This is a genomic window from Porticoccus sp., assembly GCA_023261185.1.
In the GTDB taxonomy this organism is placed as follows: domain Bacteria; phylum Pseudomonadota; class Gammaproteobacteria; order Pseudomonadales; family Porticoccaceae; genus Porticoccus; species Porticoccus litoralis.
Map to the genome: position 1 here is coordinate 1 of JALRJN010000064.1, position 22829 is coordinate 22829.

Consider the following 22829-nt stretch of genomic DNA (forward strand, 5'->3'; position numbering starts at 1 on the left):
TCATCCTTGTTCTTCTTGATCTCAACACCGTCGGGGTTATTAGAACCTACTTCATGCAATGCCAGGATGTGCAATACCACCAGGGCCAGCAGAATGATCGGCACGGCTACGACGTGCAGAGACATGAAACGATTGAGAGTGATACCGGAGATCAGGTAATCGCCGCGCACCCACTGCACGATATCTTCACCGACCACGGGAATCGCACCGAACAGGGAGATAATCACCTGGGCACCCCAGTAGGACATCTGACCCCAGGGCAGTACGTAACCAAGGAAAGCTTCGGCCATCAGCGCCACATAAATGGTCATACCGAAGATCCACACCAACTCACGCGGTGGCTTGTAGGAACCGTAGAGCAGACCACGGAACATATGCATATAAACCACAATAAAGAAGGCAGAGGCCCCGGTGGAATGCATGTAACGGATAATCCAGCCGTAATCTACATCGCGCATGATGTATTCAACGGAGGCAAACGCCTGTTCAGAAGAACCCTGATAACTCATCAGCAGCCAGATACCTGACAGCAGCTGAATAACCAGTACCACCATCGACAGAACGCCAAAGTAGTACCAGAAGTTGAAATTTTTCGGGGCGTAATACTTACCCATGTGGGTATCCCACGCCCGCTGCACGGGAAGACGTTTATCGACCCAGCCCCACAAACCAGTTAACCAATTCATTACGCGCCCTCCTGATCCACACCGATGACAATGACACTGTCGCTCTCGTAGGAATACGGAGGAACATCCAAGTTGGTTGGAGCAGGAACCCCGGTGAATACACGGCCAGACAAGTCAAACTTGGAACCGTGACAAGGGCAGAAGAAGCCACCAAACCATTGATCGCCGCCCAGATCCTGAGCGCCCACATCCGGACGATACATCGGAGCACAACCCAGGTGCGTGCAGAGGCCAACCAATACCAGATACTCTTCATGCCCCGGAATAGCACGGGTCACACCGTCAACGTAGGCCGGCTGATTGGACTGCAGTGAAGTTGGATCCCGGAACATCTCGTCGTGACCATTCAGTCCATCGAGAATTTCCTGGGTACGACGAACGATATACACGGGCTTTCCGCGCCATTCGACGGTCACCATCTGACCTGGTTCAATTTTGGCGATATTCGCCTTGACCGGTGCACCAGCAGCTTTCGCCTTGGCGCTTGGGTTCCAGGAACCCACAAAAGGAACGGCAGCTCCAACTACCCCGGCAGCACCCACTACACACGTGGCCCCTGTCAGGAAGCGTCGACGCCCCTGATTAACACCGTCATTGCTCATGACGCTCTCCCGTTAACAGCAAAGGTTGGCAAAATTTTTATCTGTGGAAAATGGCGTGCAATAGTAATGAAAAGCACCATTTTTTACAAGACAAACACCTACAAAAAGTAGGTAATTTGTTGTTTTGAAAAACAAAAAAACCCGGCATTAAAGCCGGGTTTTTCATATACATGCAAAGCCAAATTAGCGCTTGGAGAACTGCGGGCGCTTACGGGCTTTGTGCAAGCCAACTTTCTTACGCTCAACTTCACGAGCATCACGTGTCAGGAAGCCTGCTTTACGCAGATTGCTGCGCAAACCTTCATCGTATTGCACCAGTGCACGGGCTATACCGTGACGGATAGCGCCTGCTTGACCGAAGCTACCACCACCAGCAACGGTAATTTTCAGGTCGAATTTCTCGACACTGTCTACCAGCTCCAGGGGCTGACGAACAATCATCCGCGCCACTTCACGACCGAAGTATTGATCCAGAGTGCGGTTATTGATGGTGATGTTGCCGGCACCAGACTTCAGAAAAACTCTTGCTGAAGAGGTTTTGCGGCGACCGGTACCGTAGTATTGAGAGTCTGCCATAATTAACTATCCGTCAGATATTCAGTTCTTGTGGCTGTTGAGCAGTATGAGGATGCTCGGCGCCAGCGTACACTTTCAGCTTCTTGAACATAGCACTACCCAGCGGCCCTTTTGGCAGCATACCTTTTACAGCATTCTGGATAGTGCGTTCCGGAGCTTTATCAATCAGCTTTTCAAAGCTGATTGACTTCAGGCCACCCGGATAACCGGTGTGGCGGTGGTAAATTTTGTCTTTCGCCTTGTTGCCTGTTACTCGAACCTGCTCAGCATTTACAACCACGATGTAATCCCCAGTGTCGACATGAGGAGTGTACTCAGGCTTATGCTTGCCACGCAGACGCGAAGCAATCTCGGCAGCCAAACGGCCCAATGTCTTGTCAGCAGCATCAACAATGTACCAGTCGCGCTGAACGGTTTCGGGCTTCGCAATAAATGTTTTCATCTTTTCCTGCCTGAACTTTTTGGCCTTCCCAAAAGGAGGGCGCATTTTACAGATGGCGTACAGCCATTTCAAGGATATTTTTTGCCGATAAAACAACGCCGCAACTGGCCCTGAAAACAGCTGGTTTCTCCCTGCTCAGGGGCGGTGTGGCCGAGCCAGATAATCGTGGGACTGCATTTCCAGGAGACGACTGCGGGTGCGCTCAAACTCAAAACTGAGCTTACCCTCTGTATAGAGTGAAACCATATCCACTTCCGCCGATAGCACCAGCTTGACATTACGGTCGTAGAATTCATCCACCATATTCACAAAGCGGCGTGCATGGTCGTCATTTTTTCGCCCCATCTGATGCACATTGCCCACCAGCACAGCGTGAAACTCTTTTGCCAGCTCAATATAGTCATTCTGGCTGCGGGGAATATTACAAATCACCTCAAAATCAAACCAGATGACATCTTCAGCAATAAAGCGGCAGGGTATTCGGCGCCCTTCCACTTCAATCTCCACCGCCTCCTTCACTTCTTCAGTTGCAGGAGCAAGACGGTTAAATGCATCAAGCATAGCCCTCTCAGCGTCTGGCCCCAATGGGGCATGGTAGAGCTCGGCCTGCTCCAATGCACGAAGCCGGTAATCCACGCCACCATCGACATTTACCACGCTTGTATGACGGTTGAGCAGGGCAATGGCCGGCAGAAAACGTTGTCGCTGCAAGCCATTTTCATACAGCCGATCCGGCACGATATTGGATGTCGCGACCAGCGTCACGCCGCGAGCAAACAGATGCTCCAGCAATGTACCCAGCAACATAGCGTCGGTGATGTCGGAGACAAAGAATTCGTCGAAACAGATAACCCTCGCCTCTTCCGCAATATTGTCGGCGACTCTTTCCAGGGGGTTCTTTTCACCCGCCAGCTGCTTCAACTCGCGATGTACGCGCCGCATGAAGCGGTGAAAGTGGGCGCGCATCTTCTCCCGAAACGGCAGGGACTCGTAAAAATTGTCCATCAGGTAGGTCTTTCCCCTGCCGACACCACCCCAGAAGTACAGTCCTTTTACTGGTAATACTGGTTCAGGGGAACGAAAGCGCTGCCTCATGCGACCCAACACGCCACCACGCTGCCTGGCAACGGGAACCGTCAACTCATCATAAAGCGACTGCAACATGGCAACAGCCTTCTCCTGAGAAGGGTCATAGTTGAATCCTGGCTGCTGCAGATCTTTCTGATATCGCTGTTTTGGGGACAGACAATTGCCGGAAATAGCCTGAGTCATAAGCTAGTGGTGTCGTCAAAGTGCATTGGAAAATACAGGGCGTGAACTGTAGCTCTGCCGTAGAAAGTTCGCAACTGGCACTCCATTCGCCCTCAGGCACGGCCCGTTTCAGTTTGAAAAACGGTTGCCTAGCGCGCATCCTTCTTTCAGACTATAACATCTGAAGTATCAATAACTACCAGGGGAAGCCAGTTGGACAACTCAATCGTGTTATTTGCAGGTCTATTATGCCTTGCAGCCGGCCTTGTAATCGGCTTTATTTTTGGGCGCTCACTTCACCCTAAGGAGCAGCAGCGCAAGGATACAGAAAACAAACTGAAAGAGGCTCAGGATCAGCTCAAGGATTATCAACACGAAATCACCGAGCACTTTGCCAAGACAGCAAAACTGTTCAATGACCTCTCTCTCAGCTACAGCGATGTTCACGAACACCTGTCTTCTTCAGCCATGCGCCTGGCTAACCCGGAAACCAGCCGACAAATTGTCGATGCAGGATTTGGACAACTGAAAAAAGATAGCGTCACCATCTCTGAACTGCCTGAAGCGCCCAAAGACTATGCGCCGAAAGTCCCTGGCGGGGTCCTCAGCGAAGGTTATGGGTTAACAGATGAAAACCGCACTTTCGACGGCCCCAAACTCAAAGTGGCCAATGATGTCGCCCAACAAGTCACCGACGAGGAAGACCCAACCTTTAAAGTCAGCTGATCTGTTTTGACAGAACAGGTCGGCACCCGGATAGCGCCAGCCCCTGTTATTCGAGATTGCCTGCTTTGTGCCATAATGGCCGACCTGAGCTGAGAGGAGGGGCAAGTGACTTCCCTTTATAAAATTTTACGCTACATCAGCTGGCCGGCCATCGCCGGCCTGTTCATGGCTGCCGTGGCACTGCTGTTATTCCCTCAGGCACTCAATCATAAAAATGGCATGGAGACCGGAGGCTTGTCCCCAGACGTCAGCGACAGTTGGGAGGGCCCTGTGTCCTATTCTGCTGCCGTGCAACGGGCCTCACCCTCTGTCGTTAACATTTATACCCAAAAAACGTTAGCACGCACACGACACCCTCTGCTGGACGACCCGTTTTTCAGGCGCTTCTTTAATAGCAGCAATCTTCCCCAACAGCAGCGCATGGAATCCTCGCTGGGCTCCGGGGTCATTCTTACCCAGGAAGGGTACATCCTCACTAATAACCATGTTGTCACCAGTGCCGATGAAATTGTCGTGCAGCTTCAGGATGGCAGAGAGGCGATGGTGAAAGTTGTGGGCAGCGACCCGGATACAGACCTGGCCGTATTAAAAGTAGACTTGGACCGACTAACCCCCGCCAAAATTGCCGACCCGGGACAGGCCAGGGTTGGCGATGTCGTTCTGGCCATTGGCAACCCCTTTGGCGTGGGCCAATCCGTGACCCAGGGCATCATCAGCGCCACCGGGCGCAATGGCCTGGGCCTGAACACCTTTGAAAATTTTATTCAGACTGATGCGGCCATCAACCCCGGTAATTCAGGAGGTGCCTTGGTAGATGCCCACGGCAACCTGCTGGGCATCAACTCAGCCATTCTCGACCGCACCGGCTATTCCGTCGGCATCGGCTTCGCGATTCCCGCCAACACTGCCATGAAAGTACTCAAGGATATTGTCGAACACGGCTACGTCATTCGCGGCTGGCTCGGCGTGGAAGCCCGGCCCCTCACACGCGAGGCCGCCCAGCAACTTGATCTCGACCCACCCTCCGGACTTGTCATCACCAACATCTATATCAACAGCCCCGCCCATCTGGCGGGACTGCAGCCAGGGGATATCATTACCCGTATTAAAGATTACTGGGTGGTGGACAACGAGCGCAGCATGAACCTGATCGCCGACCTGTCTCCGGGGGATTCAGTCAAACTGGAAGTGATTCGCAACGGCGAGAAAAGCACCATTATGGCGGTGGCGGGAACGCGCCCAACCACCAATAGCTAACAGCTGGCTATGAAGATACCAGCTCGCTTAATGCCGAGATGAGTTGTGCATTTTGCTCTGGTGTTCCCACGGTAATCCGCAGGTATTGATCAATCCGCGGCTGGCTGAAGTAACGCACAATAATGCCTCGCGCTCTCAATTGACTCATCAGATCAGCTGCCACCTTCTCCGGGTGGCGAGTCAGGATGAAATTTGCGGCTGATGGCAATGTATGAAACCCAAGCTCATCAAGCTGCCCCACCAACTGCTCGCGGCTATCCATCACCCTCCGGCACGTGGTCTGAAAGTATTGCTCATCTGCAAATGCCGCCACCCCACCAACGATGGCAAAGCGACTGAGAGGATAGGAGTTAAAACTGTTTTTGACCCGCTCAAGCGCTTCAATTAATGCCGCATCCCCGATTGCCAGACCGATTCGCAACCCCGCAAGGGATCGGGATTTGGACAGTGACTGAGTTACCAGAAGATTGGGAAAGCGTTTCACGAGAGTAACCGCCGACTCGCCACCAAAATCGATATAGGCCTCATCCACAACCACCACCGAGTCAGAGTTTTTCTCCAACAGCCATTCAATCCTGTCCAGAGACATCAGGATACCGGTGGGAGCATTGGGGTTGGGGAAAATAACCCCCCCGTTCTCTCTGCAATAATCTTCAACATCAATACTGAAGTCTTCGGCCAGCGGCACCCGGTCATAGGGAACCTGGTAAAGGCCACAATAGACGGGGTAAAAGCTGTAGGTAATATCAGGAAACAGGATGGGGCTGTCATGCTTGAGCAACCCCTGGAATATATGCGCCAACACCTCATCTGAACCGTTGCCCAGAAAGACCTGATCAACATCCACGGAGTAATAGTCTGCTATGGCCTGCTTTAGCGCCAGGGCATTGGGGTCCGGGTAGAGACGCAGGTTATCTCCGGACTCAGTAGCGATTGCAGCCAACACATCCGGAGAGGGTCCGTAAGGGTTCTCATTGGTATTCAGCTTGACCAGATTGGCTATCTTCGGCTGCTCCCCGGGAACATAGGGATCGAGCTCGCGAACAATGTCACTCCAATAAGGATTGCTCACCACGGCACCTCAGTCCTGAATACGGTATTCAGCGGAGCGTGCGTGAGCCGTCAGGCTTTCACCCCTGGCCAATGTCGACGCTGTTTTGCCCAAACGGGAAGCCGCCTCGGCTGAGCACATAATGATCGAACTGCGCTTCTGAAAATCGTAAACGCCCAGCGGAGACGAAAAGCGCGCCGTCATGGAGGTGGGCAATACGTGGTTGGGGCCGGCACAATAGTCCCCCAAAGCTTCTGCCGTATAACGACCCATAAAGATCGCTCCGGCATGGCGAATACGAGGTAATAACGCTTCCGGTTCGGCGACGGATAACTCCAGATGTTCTGGCGCAATACGGTTTATAAGCTCCAGAGCCTCATCCATATCTCTCACTGCAATCAACGCACTGCGATTTTCCAACGCAGCGCGAATCATCCCGGCTCGCTCCATGGTGGGCAACAACTGCTCAATACTGTTCTTCACCCGGTCGAGAAAAGCCGAATCCGGACTGACCAGAATAGCCTGAGCATCTTCATCATGCTCGGCCTGTGAGAACAGATCCATGGCAATCCAGTCGGGATCTGTTTCACCATCGCAAACCACCAGAATCTCGGAAGGACCAGCGACCATATCGAGGCCCACCGCACCAAAAACTGCACGCTTGGCGGTGGCGACATAAATATTACCGGGACCAACAATCTTATCCACTTTGGGAACACTTTCAGTACCATAGGCCAGCGCCGCAACTGCCTGCGCCCCGCCAACGGTAAACACCCGGTCTACCCCCGCAATGGCAGCGGCGGCCAACACCAGGGGATTCAACTCACCATCCGGCGCAGGGACCACCATAATAATCTCACTAACACCGGCCACTTTGGCAGGCATGGCATTCATCAGCACCGAGGAGGGATAACTGGCTTTGCCGCCGGGCACATAGATACCCACCCGATCCAGAGGAGTGACCTGTTGCCCCAGCAACGTACCGTCATCTTCTCTGTAGTTCCATGAATCCTGTCGCTGGTGCTCGTGGTAACAGCGAATACGGTCCGCCGCCAGCTGCAGCGCCTCGCGTTCTCCATCACTAATCGCATCGAGGGCCCGAAGAAAGTCTTGCTGAGTCATTTCCAGTTCAGAAATAGCCGTAGCCGCACGACGGTCAAAGCGGTTGGTATATTCAAGCAATGCCGCATCACCACGCTGGCGAATGGCTGACAAAATTTCGTCAACGACCTGCTCTACACGACTGTCCGAAACGGTTTCCCAGGCAAGCAGTTTCTGCAGGCTTTCGTCAAAGCCGTCATCACCAGTGGCAAGCCGTTTAATATTCACTGATTGTGTCATCGTTTATTGGGCCACCGCCTGGCGCAGACTATCGATAATGCCTTGCAACTGCACATGCTTCACCTTCATGGCCGCCTTATTCACAATCAAGCGCGAACTGATATCCGCGATGGTTTCCCGTGACTCAAGGCCATTCGCCTTCAGGGTGTTACCGGTATCCACGATATCCACGATCTCGTCTGCCAGCGCCATAATAGGCGCCAGTTCCATCGCGCCGTAAAGCTTGATGATGTCGGCCTGCCGCCCCTGCTCAGCGTAGAATCGCCGTGCTATGTTGACGTATTTGGTGGCCACCCGGATGCGGCCTTGCCTGGGAGGCTCCCCGGCAATGCCTGCAGTCATCATACGACAACGGGCAATCCCCAGATCCAACGGCTCGTAGAGACCATCGCCGCCGTGTTCAAGCAGTGTGTCCTTACCGGACACACCAAGATCCGCAGCACCAAATTGCACATAGGTAGGCACGTCCGAGCCACGCAATACCAATAGCCGCACATCGCTAAGGGACGTTTCGAACACCAGCTTGCGACTGCGGCTGATATCCTCTGTCGGCTCAATGCCGGCCTGGGCAAGCAATGGCAATGTCTCTTCCAGTATTCGCCCCTTGGTCAGGGCAATGGTTATTTGCATAGTACTCACACACTCATCGGCAGAGGGCTGTCAACCGGGAATACGGCGAATGTTTGCGCCCAGCTGCTGCAATTTTTCTTCAATACATTCGTAACCGCGATCGATATGGTAAATGCGATCGACTATGGTTTCACCATCGGCCACCAACCCAGCAATAACCAGGCTGGCTGACGCCCTGAGATCCGATGCCATTACGGGTGCCGCCTTGAGTCGCTCAACACCCGTCACAATTGCGGTATTCCCTTCCAGGCTGATCTTCGCACCCATGCGATTCAATTCATGGGTTTGCACCAGGCGATTTTCGAAGATGGTTTCTGTGATGGTTCCCACCCCTTCAGCCACTGCGTTTACCGTGGTCAACTGTGCCTGCATATCTGTCGGAAATGCCGGATAAGGCGCAGTCTTAAAGTTAACTGCCTTGGGCCTGCGCCCCTGCATATCCAGCTCAACCCAATCATCACCTGTCGTGATAATAGCACCAGCCTCCTCCAGCTTTAACAGGACAGCCTCCAGCGTATGGGGATCAGTATCCTTTAGCTTGATATGCCCTCGTGTGGCCGCTGCTGCGGCCAAATAGGTGCCGGTCTCGATACGATCAGGCATGATTCGATACGCCCCGCCATGCAGGGTTTCGACCCCCTGAATGGTCAGTGTGGTCGAACCGACACCACTGACCTTGCCGCCAAGCGCATTAATACAGTTCGCCAAGTCGACTACTTCCGGCTCCCGTGCGGCGTTTTCAATGATGGTTGTTCCATCCGCCAGCGCAGCAGCCATTAACAGGTTTTCTGTTGCACCCACAGAGACGGTATCCATGAGAATGTGAGCGCCTTTCAATCGACCATGGCTTTTGGCATTAATATACCCACCAGCTATCTCGATTTCAGCTCCCATCATCTCCAGACCACGCAAGTGCAGATCAACAGGGCGGCTGCCAATGGCGCAACCGCCGGGGAACGAGACACTGGCGACACCGAATTTGGACAACATCGGACCCAGAACCAAAATAGACGCCCGCATGGTTTTGACCAGGTCATAGGGCGCCACATGGCTATGCAACGTGGTTGCATCCACTTCCACCTGCATCTGTTCATTCAGTACGACACTGACACCCAGACACCCCAGCAGCTCAAACATGGTGGTAATGTCATTGAGATGGGGGATGTTGGACACCATCACCGGACCATCGGCCAGCAAGGTGGCGGCAAGAATCGGCAGCGCCGAGTTTTTAGCACCGGAAATGCGGATTTCCCCGGAAAGCGGGCCACCTCCCGAGATCAACAATTTATCCATTCTAGACCCTTGAGATCAATATAGGCAGGTCGCCGACAACCACCTGTGGGACGAAAAAACCTACGGCTTTTCGTCAGGGGTATAGGTTTGCACCTCTTTTACCGCGTGAATTTCACCGGAAGTAATCAGGTCATGCAGAACGCCCAGCACTTTCTGCTGGCGCTGCACTTTCCTCAAGCCCTGAAAAACTTCACCCACGGCGATAATATTAAAATAGTAGCCGTCAAATTCCACGGTCACTTCACAATCGGGAAGCCCTTCAACCAGGCGCGCCTTTACCTCTTCTGCATTCATATCTGCAATCAGGCCTCTGTGCTCACCTGGGTTGTCCAGCTGTCAATAACCTGGTCAATATCGCCACCGAACTTTTGTGCACGCTGGGAAAACTGGTTGCGGAATGTCTTGCCAAGGTTAATGCCGTTAATCACGACATTGGTAATTTTCCACTCGTTGCTCTTGTTGCGAGCCATGGAATAATAAAGAGGAAACACCCCATCCACGCCATGAATTTCTTGGGCAACAGTGACTTTACGCTTCTCTCCCAGCTCATCCGCAAGAGGCAAGACAACAATGGTTTCATCGCCGTAGGACACCAGTCCTCGGCCGTAGGTTTCGATCAAATCACGGCGGAAGGCATCGGCAAAACGCTTCAACTGCTCATCCGTAGCCTGAGCGCGATAGGGCCCCATGACGTTGTAGGCAATAAAGCGGAAATCCACAACTTTACCCAACAAACAACCCAACTCTTCGAAGAAAGGCTCAGGGTCCTGTTCAAAGGACTCCCGGTGTTTGCCGATCGCTTCAAGCAACTCACCCGTCACCGATTCCACCAACTCGTGGGGACCCAGAGCGACTGGCTCTGCATTATTTTCTACCACCTCTGCCAAAGCTGTTCCAGACAGCAGCAAAAACAGGATGGTCATTATTGTGTGCTTGAACCTGACGTACATCACAGATTTCCTCTCTTAATATTCTCAAATCAGAAACCGCTCGGCTTACTTGCCGGTAGGTCTTCGACCACAGCGCCTCAGTCAAGTGCCAATATCAGGCAATTAAAACGGCGTGCACTATAACATTGAGCCGAATTTTGCGAAACACGCTCACGAAGGCATAAAAGTGCACAACAATTTTATGGGTAGTGGCCATTCAGTGTTGAGACTTACAGGGACAACTGGTTGCAGCTATACTTGCGGAAAATTTTTAGGTAGAAAATGTCCACCGTTAATCTTACTGAGGCAGCACGACGCACAATTCGCTTGGAAGCTGAGGCTGTCAGCCTGTTAGAGGCGCGCATCGGCGAAACATTTGAACACGCCTGCTCGCTGATTCTGCAATGTACAGGACGCGTCATTGTCACTGGCATGGGAAAATCCGGCCATATCGGCCGAAAAATTGCTGCCAGCCTGGCAAGCACTGGCACTCCATCCTTTTTTGTACACCCGGGTGAAGCCAGCCATGGCGACCTGGGTATGATTACTGACAAGGACGTGGTTCTGGCGCTCTCCAATTCCGGATCAACCGCTGAAGTTATTACCCTGCTGCCGCTGATCAAGCGCATGGGGATCCCCCTAATCAGCATGACTGGGAACCCCGACTCCGTTCTGGGCACCGCTTCCGATGCCCACCTTGATGTCAGCGTCCCCAGCGAAGCCTGCCCATTGGGGCTGGCACCGACCACCAGCACCACGGCAACACTGGCAATGGGCGATGCCTTGGCAATAGCGTTACTGGAAGCCAGAGGATTTACCGCAGAGGATTTTGCCTTTTCCCATCCTGGCGGCGCCCTCGGCCGCAAGCTGTTATTAAAAGTCAAAGACATTATGCACAGCGGCAGCGAGTTGCCCCGCGTGGAGGAAACCGCCCAACTGAAACATGCCCTACTGGAAATGACGACCAAGGGCTTTGGTATGACCACAGTGGTAAACAGCTCCGGAGAAATTCTCGGCGTGTTTACCGACGGCGACTTGCGCAGGGCGGTGGATCAGGACGTTGATATCAACCACAGTCAGGTAGGGCAGCTGATCAGACACGGCTGCAAAGCTGTCCAGCCGGAGCTGCTGGCCGCAGAAGCACTTAAAGTGATGGAAGATTTCAAAATTACTGCACTGGTTGTGGAAGACAGCTCCCACCACCCCATCGGAGTGCTCCACATGCACGACATTCTGCGCGCAGGAGTAATGTAGTCATGACGCTAGAAAACCAACGGGTGATTCACTGCGCAAAAAATATCCGCATACTGCTTCTGGACGTTGACGGTGTTCTCACGGACGGCAGGCTGTACTACGGGAATCAGGGCGAAGAACTCAAGGCCTTTAATATTCAGGATGGACTGGGTATAAAACTTCTGCAGAGAAATGGTATCGAAGTGGGGATTATCACGGGCCGCAGCTCCCAGTTATTATCGAGGCGGGCAACCGAACTAGGTATTGAGCTAGTGGTTCAGGGCCGCGAAGACAAGCTCGCCGCACTGAATGAAATGCTGGAAACATCACATTATGATATGCAGGAAATTGCATTTCTGGGTGATGATCTGCCGGACCTTGCAGTTATCCGTCGAGTAGGCCTGGGCGTTGCTGTTGCCAATGCCCGCCCGATTATTGCCGAGCACGCACTCTGGCAAACCAGCGCCTGCGGAGGCCATGGGGCAGTTCGCGAGCTGGCGGAATTGCTACTGAGCGCTCAGGGAAAATTGGAAGAAACACTGGCGGGTTACCTGTAAGCCATGCGAAATATTCTGTTAATGATAATGCTGTTGGGCTCGTCAGGTATTTTCCTGCTGTTCTGGCTGTCTCCGCCAGAGGTCTTCTTGGAAAAGCCTGTCAGTGACAGCGACGGTCTCCCCAAAGCAGACAGCTACATGCTAAACATCAGCATGCTGACCTACAGCAAGACCGGCGAGAAAGCCAATAGCATGCTGGCCACCGAGGCCCGCCATTTTAAGCGAGCCAACCGGCTGGAAGTGGAAAAACCCGATATGGTGTCTTTTGGCAAAACTCCGGAAGACCAACCTTGGCACATGACCGCAGAAAAAGGCACTGTCATCAAGGGCGGTGAACAGGCGGTGTTTACCGGGTCTGTTTACGCCTGGCAGACAGTCGGTCCTTCAGAAAGAAAAGAATTAACCACAGAAAAACTGGTCTTATATCCCGAGACACATATCGCTGAGACAGATCGCCATGTCACAATCACCACCGCACAGGGCAAGACAACCGGGGTAGGCATGTGGTCGGACCTTGATTCAGAAATATTCAAACTCCTTGCCAATGTAAAGGGGATACACCGTGCACGTTAGGTTGTTGTTAATTGTACTGATGTCACTGTCTGCACCGCTGTCTCATGCGCTGCAGAATGATGCCAACCAGCCCATTAAAATTGAATCGGACAAAGCAGAGCGCAACGATGAGAAAGGCACCACGGTTTATGAAGGGGCCGTGGTGATCCGTCAGGGCACTATCAAAATTCGCGCAGACAAAGTGATTGTCTACAGTGAGCGCAACAAGGTGGATCGCATTGTCTGCATTGGCAAACCGGCCCACTACCAGCAACAGCCAAAACCTGAGGACGGATTGGTTCTGGCCAGTGGTGACACCATTGAATACCACCTGGCGGCAGACCGGATTGACCTACTGAAGAATGCCAGCCTGGAGCAGAATGGCACCACCATCACCGGTGAAAAAATCCATTACGACCTGAAAGCTGAAGTCGTCAAAGCCAGCTCGGGGGACAACCCCAAACAGCGCATCCAAATGGTGATTCCACCCAGCAACCAGAAGGAAGGAAATTAATGCCCCTCCTGAAGACAACCAACCTGGCAAAGAGTTACAAAAAGCGGCCGGTCATTCGCGATGTCTCCCTCAGTGTTGAAAGCGGCGCCATCGTTGGACTGCTGGGGCCCAATGGTGCAGGAAAAACCACCTGTTTTTATATGATTGTCGGTCTCGTTGAACAGGACGGTGGAAGTGTCTTTATCGATGATGAAGACATCACACATCTGCCCATGCACGGGCGCGCCCGCAAGGGCATTGGCTATCTGCCCCAAGAAGCTTCTGTTTTCAGGAAGATGAGTGTTGCCGACAATATTCTCTCCATCCTGGAAACCCGCAAAGACCTGGACAAAGAACAACGCTTATCGAAACTCGAACACCTAATGCAGGAGTTTCACATCACCCATATCAAGGACAGCCTCGGCATGAGCCTATCCGGAGGGGAGCGCCGCCGGGTGGAAATTGCCCGGGCTCTGGCCATGGAACCCGCCTTTATCCTGCTGGATGAGCCCTTTGCCGGTGTAGATCCGATTTCCGTCAATGACATTAAACAGATCATTCGCCACCTACGTGATCTGGGCATTGGCGTACTAATCACGGACCACAATGTCCGTGAAACTCTGGATATCTGCCAACACGCCTACATCGTTGGGGAAGGAAAAGTCATTGCCGAAGGCGTGCCAGAAGAAATCATTGCCAATCAGCAGGTCAGGGACATCTACCTCGGGGATGACTTCACCCTTTAATTTCGAATGATTGCTCAACATTCAACCAAAGCGGCATACAATTTGCTTGTCATCCAGCCGTCCTGCGGTCTACACTTTCCCTGTAGATACTCATTTTTCGGAAAAGACTCGTTGTAATTTAATGAAAACAAGCCTGCAACTGAAAATTGGTCAGCAGTTGACGATGACCCCTCAGCTGCAACAGGCTATTAGGTTGTTACAGCTCTCCTCCCTGGACTTGCACCAGGAAATCCAGCAGAACCTCTACGACAATCCACTTCTTGAACTAGCTAAAGAGTCGGAACATCAACTTTTAGGCAAAGAAGACAAGCCCCAAAAAGAAGCGCCGGAAGCAGAAGCCACCGACCTGAACGGTACGGATTGGGAGAACAAAATCCCCAATGACCTGCCAGTAGATGTTAACTGGGACGATATCTATCAGCCTCCTGCCACCCCCCGGCTTTCCAACAATGACACCTATGATTTTGACAGCGTTCACAGTGTTACCGAATCGCTTCAGGACCATTTGTTGTGGCAGCTGAACCTGACACCCATGTCGCCCACCGACCACCTGATTGGCGAAAATATTATTGACTCCATCGACAGCCGGGGCATGCTGACCATTCCAATCGAAGAAATCTGGTCAGCTCTTGACGATGACATTGAGCTGGATGAAGTCATTGCCGTACTGCATCGCATCCAGCAGTTTGACCCACCGGGCGTCGGCGCTACCAGCCTATCCGAGTGCCTGATGATTCAACTGAACCAGTTTTCGTCCGACACACCTTTCCTCAAGGAAGCCAAGATTCTGGTCTCGGATCACCTGGAGCTGGTGGGCCAAAGGGACTACCGGCAAATTGAACGGCACACCCGTTTCACCCAGGATTTCATTGCCAACGCCATCGAGCTGATCCAGAGTCTGACACCAAATCCCGGCGACTCAATCAGCAATGACGACATTGAGTATGTTGTTCCCGATGCAAGAGTGATCAAAGTCGACAACCACTGGCAGGTGACCCTCAACGATGAAATCACGCCTAAGCTCAGCATCAATCAGCACTACGCACAATTAATCAAACGCGCGGACTCCAGCCAGGACAACACCTTTTTGAAGAACCATCTGCAGGAAGCCCGCTGGTTTTTACGCAGCATTGAAAGCCGCAACGATACCCTGATGCGGGTGGCCTCTTGTATCGTACAAATGCAGCAGGGCTTTCTGGAACAGGGTCCCGTGGCGATGAAACCCATGGTGCTGGCTGATATCGCCGACCGACTGGAACTCCACGAGTCCACTATTTCCAGGGTTACTACCCAGAAATATCTCGACACCCCACAGGGTGTATTTGAGCTGAAATACTTTTTTTCCAGTCATGTCTCCACCGCCAGCGGCGGAGAGTGTTCATCAACTGCCATCCGCGCTATCCTGAAAAAAATGATCAGTGCTGAGAATCCTGGCAAACCCCTCAGTGATAACAAGCTGACGTCCCTGCTTCAGGATATGGGCATTCAGGTAGCACGGCGTACGGTGGCAAAATACCGAGAAGGGATGGGCATCCCCTCCTCCAGCGAGAGGAAACGCTACAATCCCAATGTTTAATCCGACAATCAAAAACCAAGGAGTACCGCATGCAAATGAATATTAGCGGACATCATCTCGACATCACTGATGCGATTAAAGATTACGTGAACACCAAGCTCTCCAAGCTGGAGCGTCATCACGACCACATAACCAGCACCAATGTGATTCTCTCTGTAGACAAATTGATTCAGAAGGCAGAAGCGACCGTGCATGTGAGCGGTGGTGAGTTTTTTGCCAACTCGGAAGACGAAGACCTCTATGCCGCTATCGATACGCTGGCTGACAAACTCGACCGTCAGCTGATCAAACACAAGGAAAAAACCCGCGGTAGATAACCCCTGATGAAACTAACTGATGTACTGCCCCCGGAAAACGTCGTCGCCGACGCTCCGGGCGGCAGCAAAAAACGCGTGCTCGAAAATTTGTCCAGCTTCCTGTCCGAACGCATGGATACAGTCACCGCCGATGAGCTCTACCAAGGTCTGTTATCAAGAGAGCGTCTTGGCAGCACCGGCATCGGCGAAGGGGTTGCCATTCCTCATTGCCGCCTTGGCGGTTGCGAAAAAATTACGGCCGCCTTGATCAAATTACAGGAACCGGTCGATTTCGACTCCATTGACGGTGAGGAAGTTGACCTGATCTTTGCCCTGATAGTCCCCGAAGAGCAAAATGACCAGCACCTGCAGATATTGTCGGCAATTGCCGAGCTGCTCCAGGATGAAACTGTTCGCAACCAGCTCCGGCAGGCCGATTCCAATGACGCTCTGTATCGCATAGCTGTCAACGAGACCTGAGGACAGCATCCATGAGACTGGTGGTGGTAAGCGGGCGCTCTGGCTCTGGCAAAAGTACAGCTCTCAACGTACTTGAAGATGTGGGATTTACCTGTATCGACAACCTGCCAGCGAGCCTACTACCGGGACTGTTTGAACTTGCCAGCGACCCCAACAACAGGCAATGGCTGGAAAAAATTGCCGTTGGCATTGATGTCAGGAACCTGAGCAGTGATCTGGGACAGTTGCCCCAGGTTCTGAATCAACTTAAGGATTCCGGCGTGGAATACCAGGTGGTGTTCCTGAATGCCAATAAAGATGTTCTGATTCAACGCTTCAGTGAAACCCGGCGCAAGCATCCGCTCAGCTCAGCCAACCTCGATATCAAACAGGCGCTTGCCCTGGAAACCGAGCTGCTGAACCCCATCGCTTCCATCGCCGATCGACACATCGACACCAGCAACATGACGTTGCATGAGTTGCGGGATGCCATCAAGAACCAGATTGTTCCCGACAGCAAGGACGACATGGCGATCCTGTTTGAGTCTTTCGCTTACAAGCGGGGGATACCCACCAATGCGGATTTTGTTTTTGATGTTCGCTGCCTGCCCAACCCCCACTGGAAACAGGAGCTGCGTCCCCATACCGGCAACCATCCCGCTGTGATTGAATTTCTGGCATCCCAACCGGAAGTCACCAGCATGGTGGAAGAGCTCAAGCAGTTGTTTGAGCACTGGGTGCCTTCTTTTCGGGCAAACAACCGCAGCTACCTGACTATTGCCATTGGCTGTACTGGCGGGCAACATCGATCAGTTTACATTTGCAATCAGCTGGGTAACCATTTCACCCAGAAATACCCCAATGTACAGGTTAGGCACCGTGAGCTGTCATAATAGCCCCAGATAGGGACCCCCATGTCGCAATTGATTCGCACAGAACTAACAATAATTAACCGCCTGGGCCTTCATGCCAGAGCGGCTGCGAAACTGGCCTCGACAGCCGGAAAATATGGCTGCGCCATCAAAACAGGTCGTGAGCCGGAAAAAATGGTGGATGCCAAGAGTGTCATGTCCCTGATGTTGCTGGCAGCCACCCAGGGCACCACCTTACATTTCCATTTTGAAGGTTCTGATGCTGAGCGTGCCCACAGGGATGTCGAACAGCTGATCGCCAATCGTTTTGACGAAGAACAATAATCCTCTCAGCCAACAACTCCGCTGTAATTTTATAACTCCCCCCTATAAACTATCGGCCATCCATCCGAGAGCCAGGGATTTTTCATTAAATGCAGGCGTCCAACGAAAAAGTCAGCGAATTGTCACGGCTCGCCAGCATCGATGAACTGATGCACTCCAGCAATGTGCGCCTGCTGCGGCACATGCTCAATAATCTTACTCCCGCTGATATTGCCGACCAGATAGAATCGGCCCCACCCAAGGTCCGCCGGGTACTCTGGGACCTCGTCGACGGCGAGCTTGAAGGTGAAGTCATCGGCGAGCTCAATGAAGAGCTGCGCGGTGAAATCCTTAGCGAAATGGAAAGCCACGAGGTTGCCTCCCTTACCGAGGGTCTCGACCCCGATGATGTCGCCGACATTCTCCAGCAACTGCCCGATCAAGTAATTCCCGAAGTGCTCCAGGCCATGACCAGCCAGGATCGACTGCGTGTTGAGCGAGTACTCACTTACGCAGAGGATACTGCGGGCGGCCTGATGAATACGGACACCATCACGGTGCGGCCCGATCTGACCATTGATGTGGTGTTGCGTTATTTACGCCGTCACGAAGAAATTCCGGAAGTCACCGACTGTATTTTTGTGGTCAACCGTGAGGATACTTTTCTCGGCACACTGCCCCTGACCAAGCTGTTAACCGCCAGTCCAAATATCACAGTGCGGGAAATCATGGATACAGAGGTAGAGGCCATTGCGGCGGACATGCCCGATTCAGACGTGGCATTGCTGTTCGAAAAGCACGACTGGGTATCGGCACCTGTCATCGGCGATGATCGCAAATTGTTGGGACGGATCACTATTGATGACGTGGTCGACGTGATCATGGAAGATGCCGCCCACTCCCTGCTGGGTTTGGCCGGTCTAAGTGACGAGGAAGAGACGTTTGCCTCCGTCAAGCGAACTGCTCCGAGGCGGGCGATCTGGCTGGGACTCAACCTGATGACCGCCATCCTCGCATCAGCGGTCATCAATATCTTTGAGGCGACCATCGATAAAGTGGTGGCACTGGCCATTCTAATGCCGATTGTTGCCAGTATGGGCGGTGTCGCCGGCAGCCAGACACTTACTGTGGTGATTCGCGGTATGGCTCTGGGACAGATCAGCCGCAACAACATGCGCTGGTTACTGAGCAAGGAGTTCGCTGTCGGCGCACTAAACGGTATGCTGTGGGCACTGATAATGGGTGCCGTAGCAGCGCTGTGGTTCAATGATCCTACCATTGCCGTTATTATCGCCGCCGCCATGTTGATCAACCTGCTGGCTGCCGCAATTGCGGGTGCGGGTCTGCCAATTCTGCTGAAGGCCTGCAGGATTGACCCCGCCCTCGCTGGCAGTGTGGCCCTGACCACGGTGACAGATGTGGTCGGCTTCCTTTCATTCCTTGGGCTGGCCACCCTTTTCTACGGTTAAATAGTCATTCATGAGCAATGCAGACGACTTCCCCGAACACACGCCGGACGAGGAGTTACCGAAAAGCAAAACGGCGATCAAGCGGGAAATGACCGAGCTTCAAAAGCTGGGTGAAGAGCTGGTGAACCTGCCAGCGGCCAAGCTGGAAAAAATCAGCCTCCCAGAGGACCTTGAGGAAGCAGTGATGCTGGCCCGGCGCCTGAAAAACCGTGAAGGCAAACGCCGCCAGCTTCAATACATCGGCAAGCTGATGCGGGTCATCGATAGTGACAGTATCCGTGAGTCTCTGGAGAGCTTCCATCAGGATAGCGTCGCGTTTCGACAGCAGTTTCATAAACTCGAAATCTGGCGCGACCGACTACTGAATGAGGGAGATAGCGCACTGGAAGAACTTTTGTGTGAAAAACCTGGAATGGATCGTCAGCACCTTCGCCAACTGATTCGCCAAGCACAAAAGCAAGCCTCACAAAACAAGCCGCCCGCAGCCGCCCGCAAGCTTTTTAAATACCTGCGGGAAAACAGCTGATCAGGAGGCATCCATCAGAGTTTTGGCCATCTCATCCGTCGCCTCAATCAGAGCCGACAATGTGCCCGGTTCGGAAGAGGCATGACCTGCATCACGAATGACTTCTAGCCGCACCTCCTCCCAAGCCTCACAGAGATCAAAGGCCTGATCAACGGGGCAAACCATGTCATACCGCCCATGCACAATCAGGGCCGGAATACCCCTTAAACGATCAACTTGCCGAATGATTTCGTTCTCGTCGAGAAAAGCATCGTGGAGAAAATAGTGAGCTTCAATCCGCGCCATCGACAGTGCCGTATGGGGGCTGCCCAAATGCTCTACCAAATCGGGGTTGGGGTGAAAACTGGCACACCTTCCTTCCCAGGTACACCAGGCTTTGGCTGCCGCCATACGCACGATTTCATTATTGCCCGTCAGGCGCTGATGATAGGCGTCTAGGAGATTATGGCGCTCGGCCAGCGGAATCTGAGAGACAAAATCTTTCCAGTAATCCGGAAAGACATGGCTGGCACCATCCTGATAGAACCAATGAATATCCTGCTGGCGACAGAGAAAAATACCCCGCAGGATCATACCCATCACTCGCCCGGGGTGTGCCTGAGCGTAGATCAGGCTCAGGGTTGAGCCCCAGGAACCGCCAAAGAGAACCCACTGCTCAACCTTCAACTTGGTACGAATTTTTTCCATATCCGCCACCAGCTCTGGGGTGCTGTTATGGCGCAATTCCGCATGGGGTTTGGAACGACCACTGCCGCGTTGATCAAACAGGATGATGCGGAATTTTTCAGGATCGAAAAAGCGCCGGTCATTTTCTGTACAACCGACACCGGGACCGCCGTGGACAAACACCACCGGGATACCGTCAGGATTACCAACTTCTTCGACATACAGGGTATGCAGTGAATCCACCGCCAACCTGTGTGTGGCATAGGGCTTAATACGCGGATAAAAGGTTCTCATCAGCGGATCCATGTCAAAGTCAGTGGAGCTACATTACCCCTATCTGAAATGAGAATCTACCGCGCCGGCGCCCCATTATCCGGGGCGCACTTCTGATGTTATTCGTGACAACTCAGATATTTTTACCCGCCCGCTTGCGCTCGTTTTCGGTGAGCAACTTCTTGCGCAGGCGGATGTGGTGGGGGGTCACCTCCACCAGCTCATCTTCCTCGATGAACTCCAACGCCTGCTCCAGGGTATGGCGAACCGGCGGTGTCAGAATCAGGTTTTCATCGGTGCCCGCTGCACGCACATTGGTCAATTGCTTGGCCTTGGTGGGGTTCACCGGCAGGTCGTTGCTGCGGGAGTGCAGACCTATAATCTGCCCCTCGTACACCTCTGCACCGTGCCCCAGAAACAGCCTGCCGCGCTCCTGTAGGTTAAACAATGCATAGGCAAGGGTTTTGCCTTTGATCATGGAAACCAGCACCCCGTTCTGGCGTCCGGCCAGTTCTCCAGCTTTCACCGGCCCGTAATGATCAAAAATACTGGTCATAATGCCCGAGCCACTGGTGAGCGTTAGGAACAAGGAACGGAAACCGATCAGGCCTCTGGAAGGCACCATAAACTCCAATCTGACCCGGCCTTTGCCATCCGGCTCCATGTTGGTCATCTCAGCCTTTCGCAACCCCAGCTCTTCCATGACCGAGCCCTGGTGCTGATCCTCAATATCGATCACCACCTGCTCGTACGGTTCCTGAATTTCGCCATCCACCTCTTTCTGGATCACTTCCGGACGAGACACACCAAGCTCAAAGCCCTCGCGGCGCATATTTTCGATCAGCACCGACAGGTGCAATTCACCGCGACCGGAAACCACGAATTTGTCCGGGCTGTCACCCTCTTTAACCCGCAGGGCCACGTTGTGGATCAACTCCTGCTCCAGGCGTTCCTTGATGTTACGTGACGTCACGAACTTGCCATCCTGACCGGCAAAGGGCGAATCGTTCACCTGGAAGGTCATGCTCACGGTGGGCTCATCCACGCTGAGCGGCGGCAACGCCTCCGGGCTATCCGGGTGGCAGAGAGTGTCAGAGATATTTAGCTTGTCGATGCCGGTAATACAGACAATATCACCCGCCTGAGCCTGATCCACCTCAAAGCGCTCCAACCCACGGTACCCCATGACCTGAAGCACTCTTCCGCGCCTGGTCTTGCCTTCGCGGTCAACCACCACGACCTGCTCATTGGTTTTCAGCTTGCCACGGGTAATACGGCCGATACCGATAACACCCACGTAACTGCTGTAATCCAGCGCACTGATTTGCATCTGCAAGGGGCCGTCGAGATCCACTTCTGGCGCTTTGACCTGGTCAACCACCATCTGGAACAGCGGCGTCATATCCTCCTGCATATCTTCAGGATCATTACCCGCTATACCATTCAATGCCGATGCATAAATAATGGGAAAATCCAGCTGTTCGTCAGTGGCGCCCAGGCGATCAAACAGGTCAAACACCTGGTCCACTACCCAATGGGGGCGCGCGCCGGGGCGATCCACCTTGTTGACCACCAAGATAGGGTTGAGTCCCTGCTCGAAGGCCTTTTGGGTGACGAATCTTGTCTGCGGCATCGGTCCGTCGACAGCATCCACCAGCAGCAACACCGAATCCACCATTGACAGCACCCGCTCAACTTCTCCGCCGAAGTCTGCGTGCCCGGGGGTATCCACAATATTGATGCGGTAACCATTCCACTCAATGGCCGTATTTTTGGCCAGAATGGTAATGCCTCGCTCACGTTCCTGGTCATTGGAGTCCATGATGCGCTCGGCACCCATCGCCTTTCGGTCCAGTGTTCCGGATTGCTGCAGCAGCTTGTCCACCAGTGTGGTTTTGCCATGGTCAACGTGTGCAATAATGGCAATATTGCGGAGTTTCTCGATCACAGGAATTCTCGACAGGAAAAAACAGGCGCGGATTATAGCCGCTGTATTCTCCGAAAACAGATATTTCTTCGTTCAG

27 protein-coding genes are annotated in these 22829 nt (G+C 53.0%); 14 read left to right on the forward strand and 13 right to left on the reverse strand.

The window, feature by feature from the left end; all coding sequences use genetic code 11:
• From ACYZYZ_RS05820 to zapE, 5 genes are all read right to left on the reverse strand, one after another.
• Positions 1-686, reverse strand: a 686-nt coding sequence (locus ACYZYZ_RS05820) for a cytochrome b (protein ID WP_461483588.1), incomplete at its 3' end; no start/stop codon positions are given.
• The gene (gene petA / locus ACYZYZ_RS05825; RefSeq protein WP_305169567.1) at positions 686-1288 is read right to left on the reverse strand and encodes a ubiquinol-cytochrome c reductase iron-sulfur subunit; all 603 of its coding nucleotides are present in this window, start codon (positions 1286-1288) and stop codon (positions 686-688) included. The genes ACYZYZ_RS05820 and petA, both read right to left, overlap by 1 nt.
• A 183-nt stretch (positions 1289-1471) precedes the next feature.
• Complete coding sequence (gene rpsI, locus ACYZYZ_RS05830) at positions 1472-1864, reverse strand: 30S ribosomal protein S9 (protein WP_305169569.1); 393 nt, start codon at positions 1862-1864, stop codon at positions 1472-1474.
• A 13-nt stretch (positions 1865-1877) separates the two neighbouring features.
• On the reverse strand, positions 1878-2306 hold the full coding sequence (rplM, locus tag ACYZYZ_RS05835) for a 50S ribosomal protein L13 (protein WP_305169570.1): 429 nt from the start codon (positions 2304-2306) through the stop codon (positions 1878-1880).
• Between the two features lie 135 nt (positions 2307-2441).
• Positions 2442-3578: a cell division protein ZapE gene (gene zapE, locus ACYZYZ_RS05840; RefSeq protein ID WP_305169571.1), complete on the reverse strand. Its 1137-nt coding sequence runs from the start codon at positions 3576-3578 to the stop codon at positions 2442-2444.
• A gap of 192 nt (positions 3579-3770) precedes the next feature.
• Between zapE and ACYZYZ_RS05845 the strand changes: the two genes are divergently transcribed.
• The gene (locus ACYZYZ_RS05845) at positions 3771-4283 is read left to right on the forward strand and encodes a Z-ring associated ZapG family protein (RefSeq protein ID WP_461483589.1); all 513 of its coding nucleotides are present in this window, start codon (positions 3771-3773) and stop codon (positions 4281-4283) included.
• A 105-nt stretch (positions 4284-4388) separates the two neighbouring features.
• Positions 4389-5540 (forward strand): trypsin-like peptidase domain-containing protein, encoded by a 1152-nt coding sequence (locus ACYZYZ_RS05850; protein WP_461483590.1) that lies wholly within the window; start codon positions 4389-4391, stop codon positions 5538-5540.
• Between the two features lie 7 nt (positions 5541-5547).
• Here the strand turns inward: ACYZYZ_RS05850 and hisC are convergent, their stop codons facing one another.
• From hisC to ACYZYZ_RS05880, 6 genes are read right to left on the reverse strand one after another with little or no spacing between them, the layout of a single operon-like run.
• A complete protein-coding gene (gene hisC, locus ACYZYZ_RS05855; protein WP_461483591.1) occupies positions 5548-6612 on the reverse strand; it encodes a histidinol-phosphate transaminase in 1065 nt (354 codons plus the stop codon).
• Positions 6613-6621: 9 nt separating this feature from the next.
• A complete protein-coding gene (hisD, locus tag ACYZYZ_RS05860) occupies positions 6622-7932 on the reverse strand; it encodes a histidinol dehydrogenase (protein WP_461483592.1) in 1311 nt (436 codons plus the stop codon).
• Positions 7933-7935: 3 nt separating this feature from the next.
• Complete coding sequence (gene hisG / locus ACYZYZ_RS05865; protein WP_461483593.1) at positions 7936-8562, reverse strand: ATP phosphoribosyltransferase; 627 nt, start codon at positions 8560-8562, stop codon at positions 7936-7938.
• 30 nt (positions 8563-8592) lie between these two features.
• Entirely contained in the window at positions 8593-9855 is a 1263-nt protein-coding gene (gene murA / locus ACYZYZ_RS05870; RefSeq protein WP_461483594.1) for a UDP-N-acetylglucosamine 1-carboxyvinyltransferase, read from the reverse strand.
• Between the two features lie 60 nt (positions 9856-9915).
• Positions 9916-10149, reverse strand: coding sequence for a BolA family protein (locus ACYZYZ_RS05875; RefSeq protein ID WP_461483595.1), 234 nt, complete (start codon positions 10147-10149; stop codon positions 9916-9918).
• A gap of 8 nt (positions 10150-10157) precedes the next feature.
• A complete protein-coding gene (locus tag ACYZYZ_RS05880; RefSeq protein WP_461483596.1) occupies positions 10158-10778 on the reverse strand; it encodes an MlaC/ttg2D family ABC transporter substrate-binding protein in 621 nt (206 codons plus the stop codon).
• A gap of 288 nt (positions 10779-11066) precedes the next feature.
• Between ACYZYZ_RS05880 and ACYZYZ_RS05885 the strand changes: the two genes are divergently transcribed.
• From ACYZYZ_RS05885 to yjgA, 12 genes are all read left to right on the forward strand, one after another.
• Complete coding sequence (locus ACYZYZ_RS05885) at positions 11067-12038, forward strand: KpsF/GutQ family sugar-phosphate isomerase (protein WP_305169580.1); 972 nt, start codon at positions 11067-11069, stop codon at positions 12036-12038.
• Between the two features lie 2 nt (positions 12039-12040).
• The gene (locus ACYZYZ_RS05890; protein ID WP_461483597.1) at positions 12041-12574 is read left to right on the forward strand and encodes a KdsC family phosphatase; all 534 of its coding nucleotides are present in this window, start codon (positions 12041-12043) and stop codon (positions 12572-12574) included.
• 21 nt (positions 12575-12595) lie between these two features.
• Positions 12596-13147: an LPS export ABC transporter periplasmic protein LptC gene (lptC, locus tag ACYZYZ_RS05895; RefSeq protein ID WP_461483598.1), complete on the forward strand. Its 552-nt coding sequence runs from the start codon at positions 12596-12598 to the stop codon at positions 13145-13147.
• Positions 13137-13640 (forward strand): lipopolysaccharide transport periplasmic protein LptA, encoded by a 504-nt coding sequence (lptA, locus tag ACYZYZ_RS05900; RefSeq protein ID WP_461483599.1) that lies wholly within the window; start codon positions 13137-13139, stop codon positions 13638-13640. Before lptC ends, lptA begins: the two co-directional genes overlap by 11 nt.
• A complete protein-coding gene (lptB, locus tag ACYZYZ_RS05905; protein ID WP_305169584.1) occupies positions 13640-14365 on the forward strand; it encodes an LPS export ABC transporter ATP-binding protein in 726 nt (241 codons plus the stop codon). Before lptA ends, lptB begins: the two co-directional genes overlap by 1 nt.
• Before the next feature lie 121 nt (positions 14366-14486).
• Entirely contained in the window at positions 14487-15941 is a 1455-nt protein-coding gene (locus ACYZYZ_RS05910) for an RNA polymerase factor sigma-54 (RefSeq protein WP_461483600.1), read from the forward strand.
• A gap of 29 nt (positions 15942-15970) precedes the next feature.
• Positions 15971-16258: a ribosome hibernation-promoting factor, HPF/YfiA family gene (gene hpf / locus ACYZYZ_RS05915; protein WP_305169586.1), complete on the forward strand. Its 288-nt coding sequence runs from the start codon at positions 15971-15973 to the stop codon at positions 16256-16258.
• A gap of 6 nt (positions 16259-16264) precedes the next feature.
• The gene (ptsN, locus tag ACYZYZ_RS05920) at positions 16265-16717 is read left to right on the forward strand and encodes a PTS IIA-like nitrogen regulatory protein PtsN (protein ID WP_305169587.1); all 453 of its coding nucleotides are present in this window, start codon (positions 16265-16267) and stop codon (positions 16715-16717) included.
• A gap of 11 nt (positions 16718-16728) precedes the next feature.
• The gene (gene rapZ, locus ACYZYZ_RS05925; protein WP_305169588.1) at positions 16729-17589 is read left to right on the forward strand and encodes an RNase adapter RapZ; all 861 of its coding nucleotides are present in this window, start codon (positions 16729-16731) and stop codon (positions 17587-17589) included.
• 21 nt (positions 17590-17610) lie between these two features.
• A complete protein-coding gene (locus ACYZYZ_RS05930) occupies positions 17611-17892 on the forward strand; it encodes an HPr family phosphocarrier protein (protein WP_439651639.1) in 282 nt (93 codons plus the stop codon).
• 89 nt (positions 17893-17981) lie between these two features.
• Positions 17982-19340, forward strand: a complete 1359-nt coding sequence (gene mgtE, locus ACYZYZ_RS05935) for a magnesium transporter (protein ID WP_305169589.1) — start codon at positions 17982-17984, stop codon at positions 19338-19340.
• Positions 19341-19350: 10 nt separating this feature from the next.
• Positions 19351-19866 (forward strand): ribosome biogenesis factor YjgA, encoded by a 516-nt coding sequence (gene yjgA / locus ACYZYZ_RS05940; RefSeq protein WP_461483601.1) that lies wholly within the window; start codon positions 19351-19353, stop codon positions 19864-19866.
• On the opposite strand, the gene pip is transcribed toward yjgA, so the two are convergent.
• Positions 19867-20826 (reverse strand): prolyl aminopeptidase, encoded by a 960-nt coding sequence (pip, locus tag ACYZYZ_RS05945; protein ID WP_461483602.1) that lies wholly within the window; start codon positions 20824-20826, stop codon positions 19867-19869.
• A 112-nt stretch (positions 20827-20938) separates the two neighbouring features.
• Positions 20939-22753: a translational GTPase TypA gene (typA, locus tag ACYZYZ_RS05950; RefSeq protein ID WP_305169592.1), complete on the reverse strand. Its 1815-nt coding sequence runs from the start codon at positions 22751-22753 to the stop codon at positions 20939-20941.
• Between the last annotated feature and the right edge of the window lie 76 nt (positions 22754-22829).